The following is an 18,365-nucleotide window of genomic DNA, read 5'->3' on the forward strand; positions in this document are numbered from 1 at the left end:
TGTCTGCTAAAACCGAAAAGAGAATATGGAAACATATTCTCTTTTTTATGGTGAATCAGTTTTTAGGGTTGATGTGAGTAAAGCAATTATGGCATCTGAAACTTTCTGAGTTAATGTCTTTAACTTTTGTTCTGAGTGACTAGATAAAAAATAACGATAATGATAAATATGATGTTGGTAAGAAATGCAAATAAAAAAGGTGCCCACAGGTTTTTCTGGGGTTTCACTTCCTCCAGATTTTAATAGCCCAGTACAACTGACAATAATATCAGCTTGTTGAAATAAGCTTTGACCCAGCCTACACATTTCCTCTGTGACTTGCGGTGACTCTGCTGTGTAAGTCTCTATTAACTTTGGATCGATATTTAAAATACTAATTTTAATGCTTGGGTCGTAGCTAACTAAACCACCCAGTAAAATATCTGCACCACTATTTTTATGAATAGAAAACTGACTTGTTAAATAACCAGAACTCGCACTCTCAATAAAAGCAATTTTGAGCTGTTGATCTTCTAATAGTTGGCAGCACTGCTGAAGCATTATTTCACCTCGAATGGTGTTTATTTATAAATAAAATCAATTTACAGATAAATTTTAAAATTACAGTAAGTGATTTAGCAGTGTCGTACAAGTCTGAGATAAAAATCTATAAAACAACTTGAATATTCACTAAATGCTTGTGAAATATTTCAGGTTTTAAAATGATCAATGTTAATTGTCGGGAAGTCTATTTATAACATTGCGAGATGTTTAAAAAATTGTTAATTTTGTTCGATATAACGAACAATAACAATTTAGGATAAATGCAATGAACAATAAACAAGGACCTGCGCTGTGTATTTTAGGTTTTATTTCGCTAATACCCATCAATGTATGGGCTGCGCAGCCTCTAAGTGAAGGGGCCTTAGCAACGCAAACAGGAGCAATAAATGCAGCTTTACCTGTGATTATTGCGAAAGCTCAAGACGATGCTAAGAAACCAATGATAGAACAACAACAAGCACGTCAGGTGTTAGGGGATAATTATTTACAACAAGTTCGATGGGATGCACTTAGAACAAGTGTACTTTCACCTTATCAAGAACAAAAACAAAACCATGTTATCGATAGTAAGGAAAAGAAAAAACTGGAAATGATGGCATTACCTGAAAGAGCAGACCGATTTACCAAATATGATTTTGAATCAAAAAATGTTCATGGTGAGGTTATTATTACCGTGAAGTAATAATAACCTCTAATCTTATTAATATTGATCTAGGCCAGGATGCTGGATTTTCCATGCACGGTGGATTTTTTGATTACGTTTAAAATCAGGGCCAATGGTTTCAGAAGTGATTTCTTCAACCTGAAAAATAGCTTCGATCTCTTCGTCCATTTCAAAACCACGATAGTTGTTTGAGAAATATAGCGTTCCTTCACTATTTAAACGGTTCATTGCACGTTTAATGAGTGAAACATGGTCGCGTTGGACGTCGAAAGTACCGTAGAACTTTTTAGAGTTTGAGAATGTCGGTGGATCAATAAAAATAAGATCGTATTGTTCATGACCTTCTTTTAACCACTCAAAACAGTCACTCGCAAAGAACATGTGCTGTTCATCTGCGTGATCTACAGTCAGGCCATTTAAAACGAAGTTTTCTTTTGACCAGCTTAAGTAAGTATTGGATAAGTCTACACTTGTCGTACTTGCAGCACCGCCTAAAGCAGCATGTAGGCTGGCTGTAGAAGTATAACTATATAAATTCAAGAAGTGCTTACCACGAGCTTCTTGAGCAATACGTAAACGCATTTGACGGTGGTCAAGGAATAAACCTGTATCTAGGTAATCTGTCAGGTTCACTAAAATTTTAGCTTTACCTTCCTGAACGATAAAACGTTTTGAAGCTGTACTTTGTTTCGTATATTGATTTGTACCTGTTTGGCGCGCACGTGTCTTAATAAAGATGGCATCGCGGTTTAAACCGGTAACAGCACGAATTGCAGCGAGTGCTAAATTAAAACGTTTTTTTGCTTTTTCAGGATCTATTGTTTTTGGTGGTGCATATTCCTGAACATGTAAGCGATCGCCGTATAAGTCAACAGCGACGTTAAAGTCAGGTAAATCTGCATCATACAAACGTAAGCAATAAACATTTTCTTTCGTTGCCCATTTTTTCAAGGCAGTCATATTTTTTTGCAAACGGTTAGCAAAATCTTGAGCTTCTTCCATTTCAATAGGTTGAGCTTGCCAAGTTGCTAAGAATGGCTGAGTTACTTTTTCAGGCTTAATTGAACCAAAGCGAATGTAAATCGGCAACTTACCATTCATTAAACGTAAGGTTTCAGGTGCTTCAAACGCTAAAACATCGGCTTGTTCAATTTGCGCTGCAATAATTGCGGCATATTGATTCGGGAAATGTTTTTGTAAAAGCGCAGATAAACCTAAGTAAAGAGAGCGGTTAGATGCTTTATCACCTAAACGTTCACCATATGGAGGGTTAGTCACAATAAATGCAGTTTTGCCTTCAGCTGAAAAATCAGGCCAGTCAGCTAAAGTCCGTTCTTCAATTTGAATTTGGCCTAACTGTTTTTCAAAGCCTGCCGCAATAATATTTTCACGAGTGGCTTTTACAGCTTCCCAGTCTGCATCGTAGGCATAAAACTTAGGTAAAGGTAATTCAAGCGCCTTTTCGTGACGTTCTGCTGCTTCAGCTTTAAGTGAAAGCCAAAGTTCACGGTCATGACCATGCCAACCATTAAAACCAAAACGGCGAACAAGGCCTGGTGCACGGTCAGTTAAAATCATTAATGCTTCAATAATAAATGTACCTGAACCACACATCGGGTCGAGCACAATCTCTGGCTTACGTTGTTGAAGCTGAGCTTTCTGTAAGATTGCCGCAGCAAGGTTTTCTTTAATTGGCGCATCCGTCATATAACGACGGTAACCACGTTTATGTAATGAATCACCTGATAAATCTAGGCAATATGTATGCTCAGTTTTACCTGCTAAAACATATAACGTAATTTCTGGTTGTTTAGTATCAATGCTCGGACGACGACCTACAGCTTCCATAAAGGAATCTACAACACCATCTTTTGCTCTAAGCGTTGCAAATTGGGTGTTAACCTTAATTTCACGTTCTGCATGTAAGCGAATAGCGAAGGTACTTTGTGGTGCAAAAATAAGTGACCAGTCAAAACTAATCGCACCTTCATAAAGCTCTTCTGCTACATCACGTGCATCGTGTGTATGTTCAAGTTCATAAGTATGAATAGGCAATAAAACACGAGAAGCAAGGCGCGACCACATACAGATGCGGTAAGCATGTTCAAGCGTCCCTTCAATGATTAAACGTCCTGCTTTACGTTCTGTCACTTTGGTGCCAAGCTGTTCTATTTCTTCTTGTAAGAGGGCTTCTAAACCATCAGCACAAGTAATCCAATAGTGGTTTAAACGTAAAGAGGTATTCATAAACTCGATTGACCAAAACATATAAATATTAACGATGCAAAGTTTAACTTATTTTGATGTGTAAAGGTTTTTAAATTATTGCAACCTATCATAATCCAACCAATAAACTGATTTTTAAAGATTAAAACAATTAAAGTGGTATGTATTTTGCTAACTCAATCCTATCAAGGGTTATTTAATTAACAAACATAGCCAGTTTTTAACCACTTTATTATTTTAAATTGATGGGGTAATTATAAATGAAAGACATGATGGGGAATGGTTTTATTGCTAATGCAGATGCTTTCTCAGTATCTACACAAATATATGTACGCATGCGTAGGGTGACGGGGCGGGTAATAGATGCAATGTACGTTGTCCAAAATAAAGATTATGCAAAATATGTCATTGCGCTGGCACTAGAATCAGAGGATGACGAATTAAAACGATGTGTTGAACGATTGAAATCGTTGGTTGATACAATACCTGAGCCTTCTCAAAAAGAAAAAATTGCTGTTGTTAAAGTCGATGAAGAGTCGGAAATTACCGCCGAGGATATTTATCGGGCACAAGTTCCGCACCATTACATTGGTGCATTAAGGTAATTGCCAATAAGGTTCTAAATTTTCTGGTCAATTTAGGGCCTTATTCTGTAAAGTTCTTCTGCGAAAAGAGCGGAATTCAGCTACACTATGCACGTTTTCGCGATTCGACCCATAGGAATCCATTATGCATATTGCAGCGTTGCATCAACCGAGCCAGGTTCAGCTCAATCAAGACGGAAATTTAAAACATTTTTTAACGATTGAGGGACTTTCAAAAGAAAACCTCACCAAGATTTTAGATACCGCACAAAGCTTTTTAGATGATAATAATAATTTAATTAACCGTCCGCTCTTAGAGGGATTGACGGTTATGAATCTCTTCTTTGAAAACTCCACACGTACCCGTACTACTTTTGAAGCAGCAGCAAAACGTTTGTCTGCCAATGTACTGAACATTGATATTGCACGTTCAAGTACTTCAAAAGGAGAAACTCTGCGCGATACGCTCTGGAACCTTGAAGCAATGGCAGCGGATATCTTTGTTGTTCGCCATTCATCTTCGGGTGCTGCACATTTCATTGCTAAAGATGTATGTCCAAAGGTCGCGATTATTAATGCAGGGGATGGGCGTCACGCGCATCCGACGCAGGCGATGCTTGATATGCTCACCATTCGCCGTGAAACAAAAAAACCATTTGAAGATTTAAGCGTTGCTATTATCGGGGACATTAAACACTCTCGTGTAGCACGTTCGGATGTAGCTGCATTACAAACTCTAGGTTGTAAAGACATTCGTGTGATTGCACCGAATACATTATTGCCAGTGGGCTTTTCGGAATATGGCGAGCACGTTCGTTTGTTTAACAAGATGGATGAAGGCATTACCGATTGTGATGTCATTATTGCTTTACGTATTCAAAACGAACGTATTGACTCTCCAGCGTTATCTTCACAGTCTGAATTCTACAGAATGTATGGTTTAAACAAAGAACGTCTTGGTTTAGCTAAACCAGATTGCATTGTGATGCATCCGGGACCAATGAACCGTGGTGTAGAAATTGATTCAAGTGTTGCTGATGGAGATCAGTCGGTTATTTTAAAACAAGTAACCAATGGTATTGCAGTTCGTATGGCCGTATTGGCGTTATCGATGCAAGGCCAACTCCAAGAGCAAGGTTTAATTGAAGCGATTACGTTGTAAGGAATGGATCACATGAGTATTGTAAAAATTGAAAATGTACGTGTGTTAGACCCAATCCAAAAAACAGACAGCGTACAAACTGTATATATTGAAAATGGCAAGTTGGTTGCTCCAGTTGAGCAAGTTGAGCAAACCATTGATGGCCAAGGTAAATGGTTAATGCCAACCATGGTTGATTTATGCGCGCGTTTGCGTGAACCAGGTCAACAGCAACATGGGACATTGAAATCGGAAGGTAAGGCAGCACGTGCCAATGGTATTTTGCATGTGATTACACCACCTGATTCAAAGCCGATTGTACAAGACAACGGTGCTCTTATTCATGGCTTGATTGAAAAGGCATGGCATGATGGGGGCATTCACATGCATATCATTGGTGCTCAAACCCAAGGTTTAAATGGTAAGCAACCAGCAAACATGGCGGGCTTGAAAAAAGGTGGTTGTACTGCTGTTTCTAATGCGAATGCTGCTTTTGAAAATGACGATGTAGTTATTCGTACCTTGGAATATGCAGCGGGTCTTGGTCTAACGGTTGTGTTTTACGCTGAAGAGCCACAGATTGCTAAAGACGGATGTGCACACGAAGGATTTATTGCTTCTCGCCAAGGTTTGCCAATGATTCCGGCAATTGCTGAAACTGTGGCGATTGCAAAGTATCTGCTTATGATTGAAGCAACTGGCGTAAAAGCTCACTTTGGTTTGTTATCTTGTGGTGCATCGGTTGAATTAATTCGCGCAGCAAAAGCAAAAGGTTTACCTGTGACTGCCGATGTAGCAATGCATCAGTTGCATTTAACTGAACACTTAACTGATGGTTTCAATTCGCTAGCACATGTTCGTCCACCATTGCGTTCTGAGCAAGATAAAGAACTTTTACGTCAAGGTTTAAAAGAAGGCGTGATTGATGCAATTTGTACGCATCATGAGCCTTTAAGCAGTTCAGCAAAAATGGCACCATTTGCTGAAACTCAACCGGGCATTACTGCTTTTGATACTTATGTATCTTTAGGCATTCAGCTCATTAATGAGGGTTTATTCGAGCCTTTAGAGTGGGTTGAAAAAGTGACTAGCGTACCTGCGCAGGTTGCCAATATGACCTCGCGTTGGGAAGATGAAGCAGGATGGGTATTAGTTGATCCTGAATTAAACTGGACAGTAAGCAAAGACACGATTTTATCACAAGGGAAAAATACTCCTTTGCTAGGTCAAAACCTTACCGGTAAAGTACTTCAAACTTTTGCTAACTTATAAAACGGTTATTTAAAGTAAATTTAAAATATAAACAGGTAGATCAATAAGATTTACCTGTTTTGTAAATACTAGATGGAAATTTGTATATAAATTATTTAAAAAACAACAAATGATTGAGCGCACATTAGAATAAAAAACTATCAGCAAAGAGAAGTATTTGAATAATCAAAAGTTGCTGGTTACGACGTATAAAATTCGGGAGAATAACCAATGTCGATAAACCCTATAGAACTGCTTAAAGAAAAAGTATCATCAACAATATTAGATAATCAGGATGGATACCTAGGCGAAAAATCGAATGCTTTATCTAAGTTTTATCCAATTTTGCTTTCACTATTAGCTGCTAAACCTGATCTTATTGGACAATTAAAAAACAGTTTGGCTCCCTCATTATCAGACCTTTTTTCTCATAATGACCAAATCAAGAATACTGTACTGACTCATTTAAGTGGTACAGCACCAAATAATGAAATCGAAAGCACACTCAACAGTGCAATTAAACCTAGTCTTAATGCAATTTCGGACGTTGCCGGAAATGATCAACAGAGTATTGTAAATTATTTACGTCAGCATGCAGATACTATTCGTTCGCATTTACCGGGATGGGCAGTAGGTCTATTAGCTCCTTTAGGACTTGGTGCAGGTTTATCTTCAGTTCCACATGCAACTTCAGCAGCCCCACCATTAGCTGCAGCCAGTGAAAAAACAGGCAAATCTCGTGGGTTCCTCCCTATTATTGCCTTAATTATTTTGGGTCTTATCATTGCTTGGTTATGGCGTTCTTGCCAGCATAAAGAAGCTGTACCAGCACCTGAACCAACGGCTGCCAGTGGTGTTGAGGCTACTACCGCAGCTGCACCTGCGAGTTTAACCTTAAGCACAGATGATAAAGGTGCTGTTAGCCAGTGTCAGGCAGGTATTGGCGATCAAGGATTCTTAGCAACCCTACAAACTCAAGTTAAACAGGTTTTCTCATCAACTCAAGATTGTAACGTTGATACTAGTCAAACATATGCAGCTGGATTTACAGATAAAGATGCACTTGCTGGCGTGCTTGGTGCCTTAAAAGGTGTGCCAAATGCATCTTTAGAATGGATAGGTGACAAAATTACTTTGAAAGCAGGTGATGCGGCAGCGTTAGCAGCATTAACCGCAAAAGTAAAAGCTCTTGTTCCTCACACTGAAGTTGTTTCTACTGCACCAGAAACAGCTGAGCAATCTGTAAGCAATAGCTTAACTGCTTCGCAAACTGCTCTAGGCTCAATTGATCCGAATAATGTCGATGTAAATGCATTAGTAAAAGCACTTAACTTGCAAATCATTAACTTTGCGAGTGGCTCAAGCGATATTCCAGCAGACAATAAAGCTATTCTTGATCAAGCTGCAACACTTTTAAATAAAGTCAGTGGTGTGAAATTAAATGTGGGTGGTCACACTGACTCGACGGGTAATGCAGCAGCAAATAAAGCTTTATCACAGCGCCGTGCTCAAGCAGTAGTCGACTATTTAACATCTAAAGGTGTAGACGGGTCTAAATTAGTTGCACAAGGTCATGGCTCTGATCAACCAGTTGCAGAGAACACGACAGAAGAAGGACGTTTTAAAAACCGTCGTATCGAGTTTTCAGTAGCTCAATAATGCTCTGATGAATTAAAAATTAGTTATTTTAATTTGAAAAAAGCTTCTCATTTTGAGAAGCTTTTTTGTTGAAATAAATAGTGTTGGATTGATATGAAAATCAGTTTGGTTGGAAGTGGGCGAGTTGCCTTTCATTTGGCAAAGGCTTTATTGGGCCAAGGTCATCACATCGTACAAGTGTATGCGCGTGATTTTGAGAAAACCCAAAAGTTTGCAGAGCAATTCCAGTCAAAATCATGTCAGTCTCTTCGCGAATTTCAACCGACCGATCTTATCATTTTAGCGGTTTCAGATAGTGCTATTGCTGACCTTGCAAAGCAGATTCATGATTTTTTTCCTGAAACACTTATGGTTCATACTTCTGGTAGCACAGATATTGAAGTTATCAGTCAGGTACATGAAAAAGCAGGGGTATTTTATCCATTACAAACATTTAGCCTTGAGCGAGACGTTGACTGGTCTGCAACACCATTATTTGTGGAAGCGGCAACAGATACTGATCAAGAACTACTTTCAGATTTAGCAAATAGCCTAAGTAATCGAGTATATCAATACACCTCAAAACAGCGTTTAAGTTTGCATTTAGCAGCAGTATTTGCCTGTAATTTTAGTAACTATTGTTTTGATATGGCAAAGCAGGTAGTAGATAAAGAGCAGGTCGACTTTAGTTTGCTCTATCCTTTAATTATAGAAACAGCAAAAAAAGCGACTGAAAATGATCCAAAGCAAATGCAAACTGGGCCTGCGGTAAGGGGAGATCAGAATATCTTGGCAATGCATCAAGACTTATTGGCTCAAGCAAATCAGCATGACTTAAAACAGGTCTATCAACTTTTAAGTGATGGCATCGTGAAGCGCCATCACTCGGACTAAAGTTTATTCAAAAATTAAGGTTCGCCGTTATTCCCCCATTTTAAGAAACCAGCACGTTGATTTAAACGTTCAAAATATTGGTCGACATGCTTAAGCGTAGGATGGTCAAAAGGAGTGGCCTTCCAGCGCTGTACAGATAGACCAATTGGAATATCGGCCAAGCTAAATTGTGAACCAGCAACATAGGCCTGAGTTTTTGCTAGTTGTTGATCGAGAATCTGCATATGATGATTCCAGTCATCAATACCTTGTTGCAACAAATTCGGATCTTGATGATCTGGTGAATGTCTCAACAGAGACATAATGGTATAAGTCCAGCTATTATTCAGCTCGATCGCTTGCCAATCAATCCACTGATCAACAAAGAATCTTTCTTTCGCTTGAGTAGGGTAAAGCTGCTGCTCTTTATCGTAAGCATTTGCCAAATAACGGATAATACTATTGGATTGCCAAAGGACTAAATCGCCATCTAAAACAACAGGAATTTGACCATTTGGGTTTAATTGTAAATATTCAGGTGATTGAGCAGAGCGAAAGCCTCGTCCCCAATCTTCTCTTTTATATTCAAGATTTAGTTCTTCACACAGCCATAAGACTTTGCGAACATTAATGGAGTTATCGCGCCCTAAAATTTTTAACATGGGTTGTCCTTAGCAATTTTTAGTATGGCAAGTACCAGTTTCTATAAATAGCTAGATTTGGCTCGATTGGCAATCATTAATTGGGCGGTAGTGTTTGTTTTTTTGAGTGAATGAGAGTTCTTTCTTTTAATGAATAAGCTAGCATATAAAATTTTAGATAACTTAATATTTGGATTAATAAAGGACTAGGAATAAATTCTATAACATAGCCTTTTTATTTAATTTAATACTTAATTATTTGATATTGTTGGTTGTGGATTAAAATTTTTCTTAATATATTAATAAATCTCTATCGAATATGAATTTGTGATAAAAACTAATAACAAGTATAAATTGTTAGATAATGATGAAGTAATAATATTGATTATTAAGGATAAATGTTCATGGCATTTTTAATTGAAGGATCTAATTTGGATGATGAGATATCTTTGGATATGTTTTATCCAGAATCCTTCCGGTCTTTAGATGAACTAATTGTAATTCATGAGGAGAATTTGATTGTTGTGAAGGAGATTTGGAGTGGGAAAATGTGTGATACATTTTTTAATTTGCATACTTTAGAAAGGATTGATCCCTTTAAAAGATATAACCAAGAGAATGGAAAAGCATTTATAGAGACAATTGATGATTTAACAGTGGTAACTACTGTAAGTATTGAGACTGGAACAATGGCCGAATATTTATTCGGTGCTGTTTTTAGAAATGAGCAACAAATATTCAAGTCTTTGAAGGTAAGATATTCTTCTTTACCAAAACAATCCACATATGAAAAATATTTGAATGTTCAGTCCAACTTAAAAGTTATTCAGAAAAGTAGAGAAAATTTTTTTAAAGAATTTATTGATTTATCTTTTGAAGAAAAAATCTCAAAATTAAGACAAATATTTAGAACTAACTTTAGAACGAATTGCGAGATAGGTTACTATCCACCTGAGTATTTTTTACCTCAGGAGTTATTTGAATCGCTTGATAATGACAGTGAGTTTAGAACAGCACTTTTGGAAGTTTTAAGACTTGAAGAAAGCGCGACAAATGAGCCAGCATCCGTGGTTTTTGATAATTTAATTAAACACTATGTTTGTTGTAAAGAGGCTTAATTCTGATGTTGACTGAAATTGCTATTGCAGATGCTTATGGTGCAGGTTTTGAATTTTGCAGCCAAGATAAGATTATTTCACAGAATAAATTAGAATTATACAGCAAACATGAGCTATACGATATCTTAGGCAAGTATACAGATGACACACAGATGTCGATTGCGATAGTGGAGTTTATATTATCAGGTCAAGAATGGACTAAAGAAAATATAGCCTCAAAATTTATAGAATGCTTTAAAAGAGATGTGCGATTAGGGTATTCAGAAGGTTTCTTTAATTTGTTAAGTAAAGTTGAGTCTAGCAAAGAGTTACTTGAACTAATAATACCAACAAGTGAGAGAAATGGGGCTGCGATGCGTTCAGTTCCTATTGGTTTTCTAAAAAATAAAGAAGATGTAGTTGCTTTAGCAAAGTTACAAGCACAAATTACACATGATTCACCCATAGGAATTCAATCCAGCTGTGCTGTCGCTTTAGCTGCCCATTTTGGAACTTACCAAAAAGGTTCTATTAAGGATTTAGAGAGGTTTCTAAAATCAGAGCAATATGGAAACTGGGATTATAATTGGAAAGATAGAGTATCTTTAAATGCATATGATACGGTCAGTGCTGCATTAACATGTTTATTGCAACATAGTTGTTTAAGTGAGCTTCTAAAGTCATGTATTAATTTAGGTGGAGATACTGATAGCGTTGCAGCGATAGCTGTTGGTTTAGCTACATGTTTTATAGAATACAAAAAAGATTTACCTATTCAACTTTATAATAATTTAAATGAAGATAAATATGGAATACCTTTTTTATTAGATTTAGAGAGTAAGTTTCTGAAAAAATGCAATTTAGATAATTAATTATGGCACTAAGTCATCAAAACTTAATGCCATATTTTTAAGTAAAAATAATATACTCTTTACTTAATCTTTTTAAAAATAAAGTCATTAATCTTATGACCTGACTCAATACCACGGCGTTCAAACTTAGTCACTGGGCGCCACTCTGGACGTGGATAGCTATTGCCTTTACCCGCCAAGTTTTCAAGGTCTGGACGGTTGTCTAAAATATCAAGCATCCATTCAGCATACGGTTCCCAGTCTGTTGCTGCGTGGAATGTACCACCCAGCTCAAGTTTTTGTTCAACCAATTGCATACGCTCGTGAATAACAAAACGACGTTTGAAATGACGTTTCTTTTGCCAAGGGTCTGGGAAGTAAAGTTGTACGCAGTTAATGCTGTTGTCTGGCATTTCACGTAAAACCTGAATCGCGTCTGCATCAAGTACACGTAAGTTTTTAACTTCTGCTATACCTGCTTCATATAGGCATTGAGCAATGCCAGGTACGTGGACTTCAATACCCACATAGTTACGTTCAGGGTTTGCTTTTGCCATAAGCACTAACGAACGACCCATACCAAAACCGATTTCAACAGTTAAAGGACGTTCTGGATGTTCGAAGTGTTGGCGTAAGTCGCCAACAGGATATTCCAAAATTAAATCGCGATGTTGTTCTAATGCCGTGCGTTGAGACGTATTAAGTGGTGCTGAACGACGCATAAACGTCACAATTTCACGGTGTTCAGGCAAATTGTCTAAGTCTGCAATTTGCGTTTCTAACTGATCGATCGACATAACCTTGGCAATATTGAAATTCAAATGCGGTATTTTAAGTCTTCATGTGGTCAAGTCAAATGTTTCGGTGTTTTTCTTCATGTAGATGTCATGTTCAATATTTAATCTAAGAATCTATATAAATTTCAAATGAACATATTTACTCATGAAAACTTTTCAATTACGCACACTTTCTGTGCTATTAGGGGCACTTGGTGCTTTTACATATAGTCCTTGGGCACAAGCACAGCTCATGTTTAGTCAATATGTTGACGGCAGTAGTAACCGCAAAGGTTTGGAAATTTATAATCCAGATGGGACTACAGTTAATTTAGCCGACTATGAAATTCAACAATTTAATAATGGCGGAACCGCAAAAACAGCGACTTTCCGTTTACAAGGATCGTTAACCAGTAAGCAGAAGTTTTTAGTAGGTCGTTCTGAGTTGCAGGCTGAACTTGGCAGTAAAGTAAATCAGATCGCTGCATTATCTTTTAATGGAGATGATGCGGTTGTACTTGTTTATAAAGGTACGCCTGTAGACCGTTTTGGGCGTATTGGTGAGCGACCAGAAACAGGATGGGGAACAGCCGTTTCGAGCTTAGGAAATAGTTTTAAGCGTATTGAAACTGAGAACCCAGCTTTAAGTATTGATGCAACTGCAGCATTTGATTTGGACCGTTCATGGTCAGCTTGGACAAACCGAAATGACTTTTCAAATTTATCTGGCTCAATAACACAGCCACCTGTTGAAACGGTGAGTTGTTCAAGCTCCGATACACCAATTGCTGATTTATCAACTGCAGCACAAAACCAGACCTATACAGTGCGTGGTGTGATAACTGCTGACTATCGTTATGCCAATGGTTTTTCTGGCTTCTATGTTCAGACACCAGATACGAAAGCACGTGCAAATATTAGCAATGCTATTTTTGTTTATATCCCAAATAGTAGTGCTGTAAAAGGTGGGCAAGTTGGCGATGAAGTTATTTTGCGTGGTCGCTTAACAACTTATCAAAACCAATTGCAATTAGATCAATTACAACAAGATATTCAAACTTGTAATAGCAATATGGCAAATCAGGTGCAGCCGATTAGCCTTGAACTTCCATTTGCTAGCTTAACAGGTGGTTCGACCCATTCTCCACAGCGTTATCAAGGTATGTTGGTTAAATTACCTCAGACTTTAACGGTAAGCGAGAACTACAATTATGGCCGTTATGGTGAATTATCTCTAAGCTTAGGTCGCTTATATATTCCAACCAATTTATATCCAGCGTTATCTCCTGAAGCTAAAGCTCTTGCTCAGAAAAATTTATTGTCGAAAATTATTTTTGATGACGGCTATAACAACCAAAACCGTACTCCATGGTTACCGACAAATTTTAGCGCTGCCAATACGCTACGTTCGGGTTATCAACTTAAGAATGCTGAAGGTATTTTGGAATACCGTTTTAATGGTTGGCGTGTGCAACCAGTGCTTGGACGTAATCAACCTGAAGTAATTACTCAAACAAACCCGCGTCAAAGTGTCATTACCAAAAATGCTAATCACATTCGCGTAGCTTCATTTAACGTTTTGAACTATGACAATGGCGCAACGGGTTTCCCAACGGAGCGCGGTGCAACGACACAAGCTGAGTTTGATAAACAGCATCGTAAAATTGTGAGTGCATTAAAAGCGATTGATGCTGATGTGTATGGTTTAATGGAAATTGCGAACAATGGTTATGGTCCGAACAGTGCAATTGCTCATTTAACCAGTGCTTTAGGTAGTGATTGGAAATACGTTGTTCCTGAAAACTTAGACCGTTTAGGTGGTGATGCGATTGCGGTTGCTATTATTTATAACAGCAAGCGTGTTAAGCCTTTGAATAAACCCGTTGTGCTTGATTTGGGTGACAAGAACCGAACAACATTGGCGCAAAGTTTCCAAGCCGTTCGTGGTAATAAAACGTTTACCGTTATTCCAAACCATTTGAAATCGAAAAGCTGTAGTGGGGTGGATGCTAGCTCTACTGATGCAGACCAAAAAGATGGTCAAGGTTGCTGGAACCCGACTCGTGTGAAAGCAGTTGATCAAATTGTGCAGTGGTTAGCGAAAAATCCAACTCAAGTGCCTAAGCAAAATGCTTTACTTGTAGGGGATATGAATAGCTACGCAAAAGAAGAACCTATTTTGTCATTTGAAAAAGCGAACTACAAAGTTTTGTTGAACGACGCTAAGGTAGGACAGGGTGCAGAGGCATATAGCTATGTGTTTGGTGTTGCGAGTGATACCAACGGCAATGGTGGAGCAGGTAACTTAGACCATGCAATTGCTGATGCAGCTCTATATCCAAAAGTAGTCAGAACCTTTGCATGGCATATCAATGCAGATGAGCCAACCGTTTTAGATTACAACGAAGAATATAAAACTGATGAGCAAAAGGCATTGTTCTATGGTGAAGATGCTTATCGTTCTTCGGATCATGATCCAGTAATTGTTGATCTGGATTTAAATGGTAAAGATTCAAGCCAGCCTGATGATGATAAGAAAAACGGTATTTTTGATTTCTTAACTGAATTAATGAATTGGATTAGCCAGCTTTTTAAACGTAATTAATGGAAAATTGCGTGACGTAAATGTGTTTTATCATATTTTAAACAATCGTCACGCAAGACAACTTGCAAGGAATAAATTTTTCAAGAATATTAGATGGTGTAAGTATTTTATAAGTTTACGCTTTTTTACAATTAAAGAATTGTGCAAACCTTGCAGGTTTTCTAGAAGCAATTTAAAACGTTAATATGAGATAACAAGGATCAGATATGAAATTATATTATTCGCCAGGCGCATGTTCTTTAGCTGCACATATTATTTTAAATGAAATTAATGTTGATTTTGACTTAGAACGAGTAAATTTAAAAACACATAAAACAGAAAAAGGTGCAGATTATTACGAGATTAATCCAAAAGGATATGTACCAGCTTTAGAAATTAACCCTGGTTTAATGTTAACTGAGAACGTTGCGATTTTACCTTTCCTTGCTCAGCACGATCCTAAGCAGGATTTAATTCCGCCATCGGGTATGGGCCGTGCGAAAGTATTGGAATGGTTGGGTTATTTGAACTCTGAATTGCATGATGCTTATGCAGTTTTCTTTGGGGCACCTCTAACAAATGATGAAAAAACCAAAGCTTATGCTGAAATCGACCGTCTTTTAAAATATATCGATAACTATTTGTCTGAATCTGATTACGATTATTTGGTAAATGATAATTTTGGTCCAGCAGATGCTTATCTATTTGTTTTAACAAATTGGTCAAACTCAATTGAGCACGACTTAACACCGTATAAGCACATTATTGCATTACGTAATAAAGTTGCAGAGCGTCAATCTGTACAAATTGCGATGCGTGATGAAGGCTTAATTTCATAAAAGATTTTAAGAGCTTAAAAAAGCCCCTAATCAATAGGGGCTTTTTTATACTAAAGAAGATTAGTGTTGAGCGTCTTTTTTCACTTCAGCAGCGGTATTTTCAACAGCTTGAGCTGTATCAGCAGTCGCTTTACGTGCAGTAGCTTCTGTTTCAGCTGCAGCTTTAGCAGTCGCATCAGCAGCGTGATCGGTTGCAGCATCAATCTTCTCAGCAGCATTATCAGTTGCAGTTGCAATATCATCAGCAGCTTTATCACCAGCAGATTTGATATCAGCACTTGCTTGTTGAGCAGCATTTTCTAAGTGTTCACCTGTAGTCGCGCCAGTTTCTGGAGCTTTATCTTTATTACAACCAACAAGGGCAACAGTCGCAGCAAGACCTAAAGCAACAAGTAATTTATTCATTGTGTTTTTCCTTCTAATTCATGGCATCCAAATATGGATGTCTAAAATATAAACATAAAGTAAATGATTAATAAAGATCGAAAATTGTTAAAAAGTTGTAACTCTAGTATTAAAAAAGCCTAGCATTTTGTAATGCTAGGCTTGAAATAAATAATAATGATTTTGACCGATTTTACTGCCCAGAACGGATGATGTAATCAAACGCTGAGAGCGATGCTTTAGCACCTTCACCTGTAGCAATAATGATTTGCTTGTAAGGTACAGTCGTACAGTCACCCGCAGCAAATACACCTTGCACATTGGTTTCGTTGCGGTCATTCACAATGATCTCGCCACGGTTGGTTAACTCAACTTCACTGTCTTTCAAGAAGTCAGTGTTTGGCAGTAAACCAATCTGTACAAAGATCCCTGCAAGCTCGACCACATGCTCTTCATCAGTCGCACGGTCTTTATATTTAAGACCAGTCACTTGTGAACCATCGCCTAATACTTCGGTACTTAACGCATTCATAATCACCGTTGTGTTTGGCAAGCTATGCAATTTGTTTTGCAACACTTGGTCAGCACGAAGTTTAGTATCAAACTCAACTAAAGTGACATGCTCAACAATCCCTGCAAGGTCAATCGCAGCTTCAACACCAGAGTTACCGCCACCAATCACAGCAACACGTTTACCTTTGAACAATGGGCCATCACAGTGTGGGCAGTACGCAACACCACGGGTACGGTATTCTTGCTCACCCGGTACATTCATTTCTCTCCAACGTGCACCTGTAGAAAGGATTACTGTTTTCGATTCAAGTTTTGCACCGTTTTCAAGTTCAACTTCAACCAAACCATTTGCAGTCTGGTTGGCACCCGTGATTTTGCTGACACGTTGCAGGTTCATGATATCGACATCGTATTCACGAACATGTGCTTCCATCTCGGCAGCAAACTTAGGGCCTTGAGTCTTTTGCACAGACGTGAAGTTTTCAATGTCCATGGTATCCATGACCTGACCACCAAAGCGTTCAGCCACGATACCGGTATTAATACCTTTACGTGCAGCATAGATTGCAGCTGTCGCACCTGCAGGACCACCACCAATCACCAATACATCAAAAGCATCTTTAGCATTGAGTGCTGCTGCATCTTTTTCAGCTGAGTTGGTGTCAAGTTTTGCCACAATCTCTTCAAGGGTCATACGACCTTGACCAATGTGCTCGTTGTCTTGGAATACCATTGGCACAGCCATGATTTTGCGTTGTTCCACTTCGTCTTGGAAGAATGAACCATCAATCATGGTTGCCGTGGTGTTCGGGTTGTAAATGGCAATCAGGTTAAGTGCCTGTACTACATCCGGACAGTTATGACAGCTTAAGGATACAAACACATCGAAGTTTGCTTTGAGGTTTAAACCTTTAATCTGGTTGAGCACTTCATTTGACACTTTAGGTGCATAGCCAGAAACCTGCAACAGTGCCAAGATCAAAGACGTAAACTCATGACCCATAGGTAAGCCTGCAAAAAACACACGAGGCTGTTCACCTACTTTAGCGACACCAAAGCTTGGACGACGTGTATTGTTACCGTCAAAACGGGCAGTCACTTTGTCAGAAAGCTCAGCAATTTCACTTACCAACTCTTTAATTTGAGCTGCTTTATCTGATTCATCTAAAGCAGCAACTAATTCGATTGGACTTTCTAGACGTTCTAAGTAAGCTTTTAATTGAGTTTTAATGTTTTGATCTAACATCTGTTTTTACTCCAATGCATCCAAATTCTTTCAATAGATGCATAGTACGTGAAAACATAAAATAGGTAAAACAGTATGTTTTTATATATTTAATCGGTTTTTTGAATTATTGAGGCTATTAATAAGTAAGATCAATAATTTATCTCTAAAATGTTCTTTTTTATGTTTTGTAGTGTTTTAAAGTGAAAGTATTTAAAAATTTATATATGTTATATGGCTGTAAAGATTTTATGTCATAACATTAAAAGGTACTTTCATGTCATTGCAACGCGGCATTTATCAGCATTATAAAGGTAATCTCTATCAAGTTTTTTCTGTGGCAAAACACAGCGAGACTGAAGAAGAGTTAGTCGTTTATCAGTGTCTTTACGGTGACTATTCAACTTGGGTACGTCCGCTAAATATGTTTACTGAAACGGTGCAAATGGCTGATGGAAGCATCGTGCCGCGTTTCAAGTTAATTCAAAGCACTTAACTCAAACGACTTTTATATAAAATAACGATTTTAAAGGGT

The 18,365-nt window shown here is 38.0% G+C and carries 17 protein-coding genes; 11 read left to right on the forward strand and 6 right to left on the reverse strand.

Annotated features, from left to right (window positions below):
• Positions 1-45: 45 nt before the first annotated feature.
• On the reverse strand, positions 46-540 hold the full coding sequence (locus ACO6UW_RS06775) for a CinA family protein (protein ID WP_057062484.1): 495 nt from the start codon (positions 538-540) through the stop codon (positions 46-48).
• 268 nt (positions 541-808) lie between these two features.
• Between ACO6UW_RS06775 and ACO6UW_RS06780 the strand changes: the two genes are divergently transcribed.
• The gene (locus ACO6UW_RS06780; RefSeq protein WP_057062485.1) at positions 809-1,225 is read left to right on the forward strand and encodes a hypothetical protein; all 417 of its coding nucleotides are present in this window, start codon (positions 809-811) and stop codon (positions 1,223-1,225) included.
• Between the two features lie 18 nt (positions 1,226-1,243).
• On the opposite strand, the gene rlmKL is transcribed toward ACO6UW_RS06780, so the two are convergent.
• Entirely contained in the window at positions 1,244-3,454 is a 2,211-nt protein-coding gene (rlmKL, locus tag ACO6UW_RS06785; protein WP_005076976.1) for a bifunctional 23S rRNA (guanine(2069)-N(7))-methyltransferase RlmK/23S rRNA (guanine(2445)-N(2))-methyltransferase RlmL, read from the reverse strand.
• A 239-nt stretch (positions 3,455-3,693) separates the two neighbouring features.
• On the opposite strand from rlmKL, the gene ACO6UW_RS06790 reads away from it, so the two are divergent.
• From ACO6UW_RS06790 to ACO6UW_RS06810, 5 genes are all read left to right on the forward strand, one after another.
• Positions 3,694-4,038: a hypothetical protein gene (locus ACO6UW_RS06790; protein WP_002121583.1), complete on the forward strand. Its 345-nt coding sequence runs from the start codon at positions 3,694-3,696 to the stop codon at positions 4,036-4,038.
• 124 nt (positions 4,039-4,162) lie between these two features.
• Entirely contained in the window at positions 4,163-5,179 is a 1,017-nt protein-coding gene (locus tag ACO6UW_RS06795; protein WP_002121555.1) for an aspartate carbamoyltransferase catalytic subunit, read from the forward strand.
• Between the two features lie 12 nt (positions 5,180-5,191).
• Positions 5,192-6,430 carry a dihydroorotase gene (locus ACO6UW_RS06800; RefSeq protein WP_057062486.1) on the forward strand — a complete coding sequence of 413 codons (1,239 nt, stop codon included), beginning with the start codon at positions 5,192-5,194 and terminating at the stop codon, positions 6,428-6,430.
• A 210-nt stretch (positions 6,431-6,640) separates the two neighbouring features.
• Entirely contained in the window at positions 6,641-8,068 is a 1,428-nt protein-coding gene (locus ACO6UW_RS06805; RefSeq protein ID WP_032056738.1) for an OmpA family protein, read from the forward strand.
• 93 nt (positions 8,069-8,161) lie between these two features.
• Positions 8,162-8,941, forward strand: a complete 780-nt coding sequence (locus ACO6UW_RS06810; protein WP_057062487.1) for a Rossmann-like and DUF2520 domain-containing protein — start codon at positions 8,162-8,164, stop codon at positions 8,939-8,941.
• A gap of 14 nt (positions 8,942-8,955) precedes the next feature.
• Here the strand turns inward: ACO6UW_RS06810 and ACO6UW_RS06815 are convergent, their stop codons facing one another.
• On the reverse strand, positions 8,956-9,582 hold the full coding sequence (locus ACO6UW_RS06815) for a glutathione S-transferase family protein (protein WP_057062488.1): 627 nt from the start codon (positions 9,580-9,582) through the stop codon (positions 8,956-8,958).
• A 383-nt stretch (positions 9,583-9,965) separates the two neighbouring features.
• Between ACO6UW_RS06815 and ACO6UW_RS06820 the strand changes: the two genes are divergently transcribed.
• Positions 9,966-10,679, forward strand: a complete 714-nt coding sequence (locus ACO6UW_RS06820) for a hypothetical protein (RefSeq protein ID WP_057062489.1) — start codon at positions 9,966-9,968, stop codon at positions 10,677-10,679.
• A 5-nt stretch (positions 10,680-10,684) separates the two neighbouring features.
• A complete protein-coding gene (locus tag ACO6UW_RS06825; protein WP_057062490.1) occupies positions 10,685-11,530 on the forward strand; it encodes an ADP-ribosylglycohydrolase family protein in 846 nt (281 codons plus the stop codon).
• 59 nt (positions 11,531-11,589) lie between these two features.
• Here ACO6UW_RS06825 and trmB read toward each other — a convergent pair whose 3' ends face one another.
• A complete protein-coding gene (trmB, locus tag ACO6UW_RS06830) occupies positions 11,590-12,306 on the reverse strand; it encodes a tRNA (guanosine(46)-N7)-methyltransferase TrmB (protein ID WP_032004018.1) in 717 nt (238 codons plus the stop codon).
• 145 nt (positions 12,307-12,451) lie between these two features.
• On the opposite strand from trmB, the gene ACO6UW_RS06835 reads away from it, so the two are divergent.
• Together ACO6UW_RS06835 and ACO6UW_RS06840 are read left to right on the forward strand one after the other, a co-directional pair.
• Entirely contained in the window at positions 12,452-14,890 is a 2,439-nt protein-coding gene (locus tag ACO6UW_RS06835) for an ExeM/NucH family extracellular endonuclease (protein ID WP_057062491.1), read from the forward strand.
• Positions 14,891-15,096: 206 nt separating this feature from the next.
• Positions 15,097-15,708, forward strand: coding sequence for a glutathione binding-like protein (locus tag ACO6UW_RS06840; RefSeq protein WP_039757466.1), 612 nt, complete (start codon positions 15,097-15,099; stop codon positions 15,706-15,708).
• Positions 15,709-15,768: 60 nt separating this feature from the next.
• Here the strand turns inward: ACO6UW_RS06840 and ACO6UW_RS06845 are convergent, their stop codons facing one another.
• Positions 15,769-16,113 (reverse strand): hypothetical protein, encoded by a 345-nt coding sequence (locus tag ACO6UW_RS06845; protein WP_002121546.1) that lies wholly within the window; start codon positions 16,111-16,113, stop codon positions 15,769-15,771.
• A gap of 172 nt (positions 16,114-16,285) precedes the next feature.
• Positions 16,286-17,851, reverse strand: coding sequence for an alkyl hydroperoxide reductase subunit F (gene ahpF / locus ACO6UW_RS06850; protein WP_057062492.1), 1,566 nt, complete (start codon positions 17,849-17,851; stop codon positions 16,286-16,288).
• A 256-nt stretch (positions 17,852-18,107) separates the two neighbouring features.
• Between ahpF and ACO6UW_RS06855 the strand changes: the two genes are divergently transcribed.
• Positions 18,108-18,326: a DUF1653 domain-containing protein gene (locus tag ACO6UW_RS06855; protein WP_032006575.1), complete on the forward strand. Its 219-nt coding sequence runs from the start codon at positions 18,108-18,110 to the stop codon at positions 18,324-18,326.
• Positions 18,327-18,365 lie beyond the last annotated feature (39 nt).

The organism is Acinetobacter sp. JADD-222, from assembly GCF_049310645.1.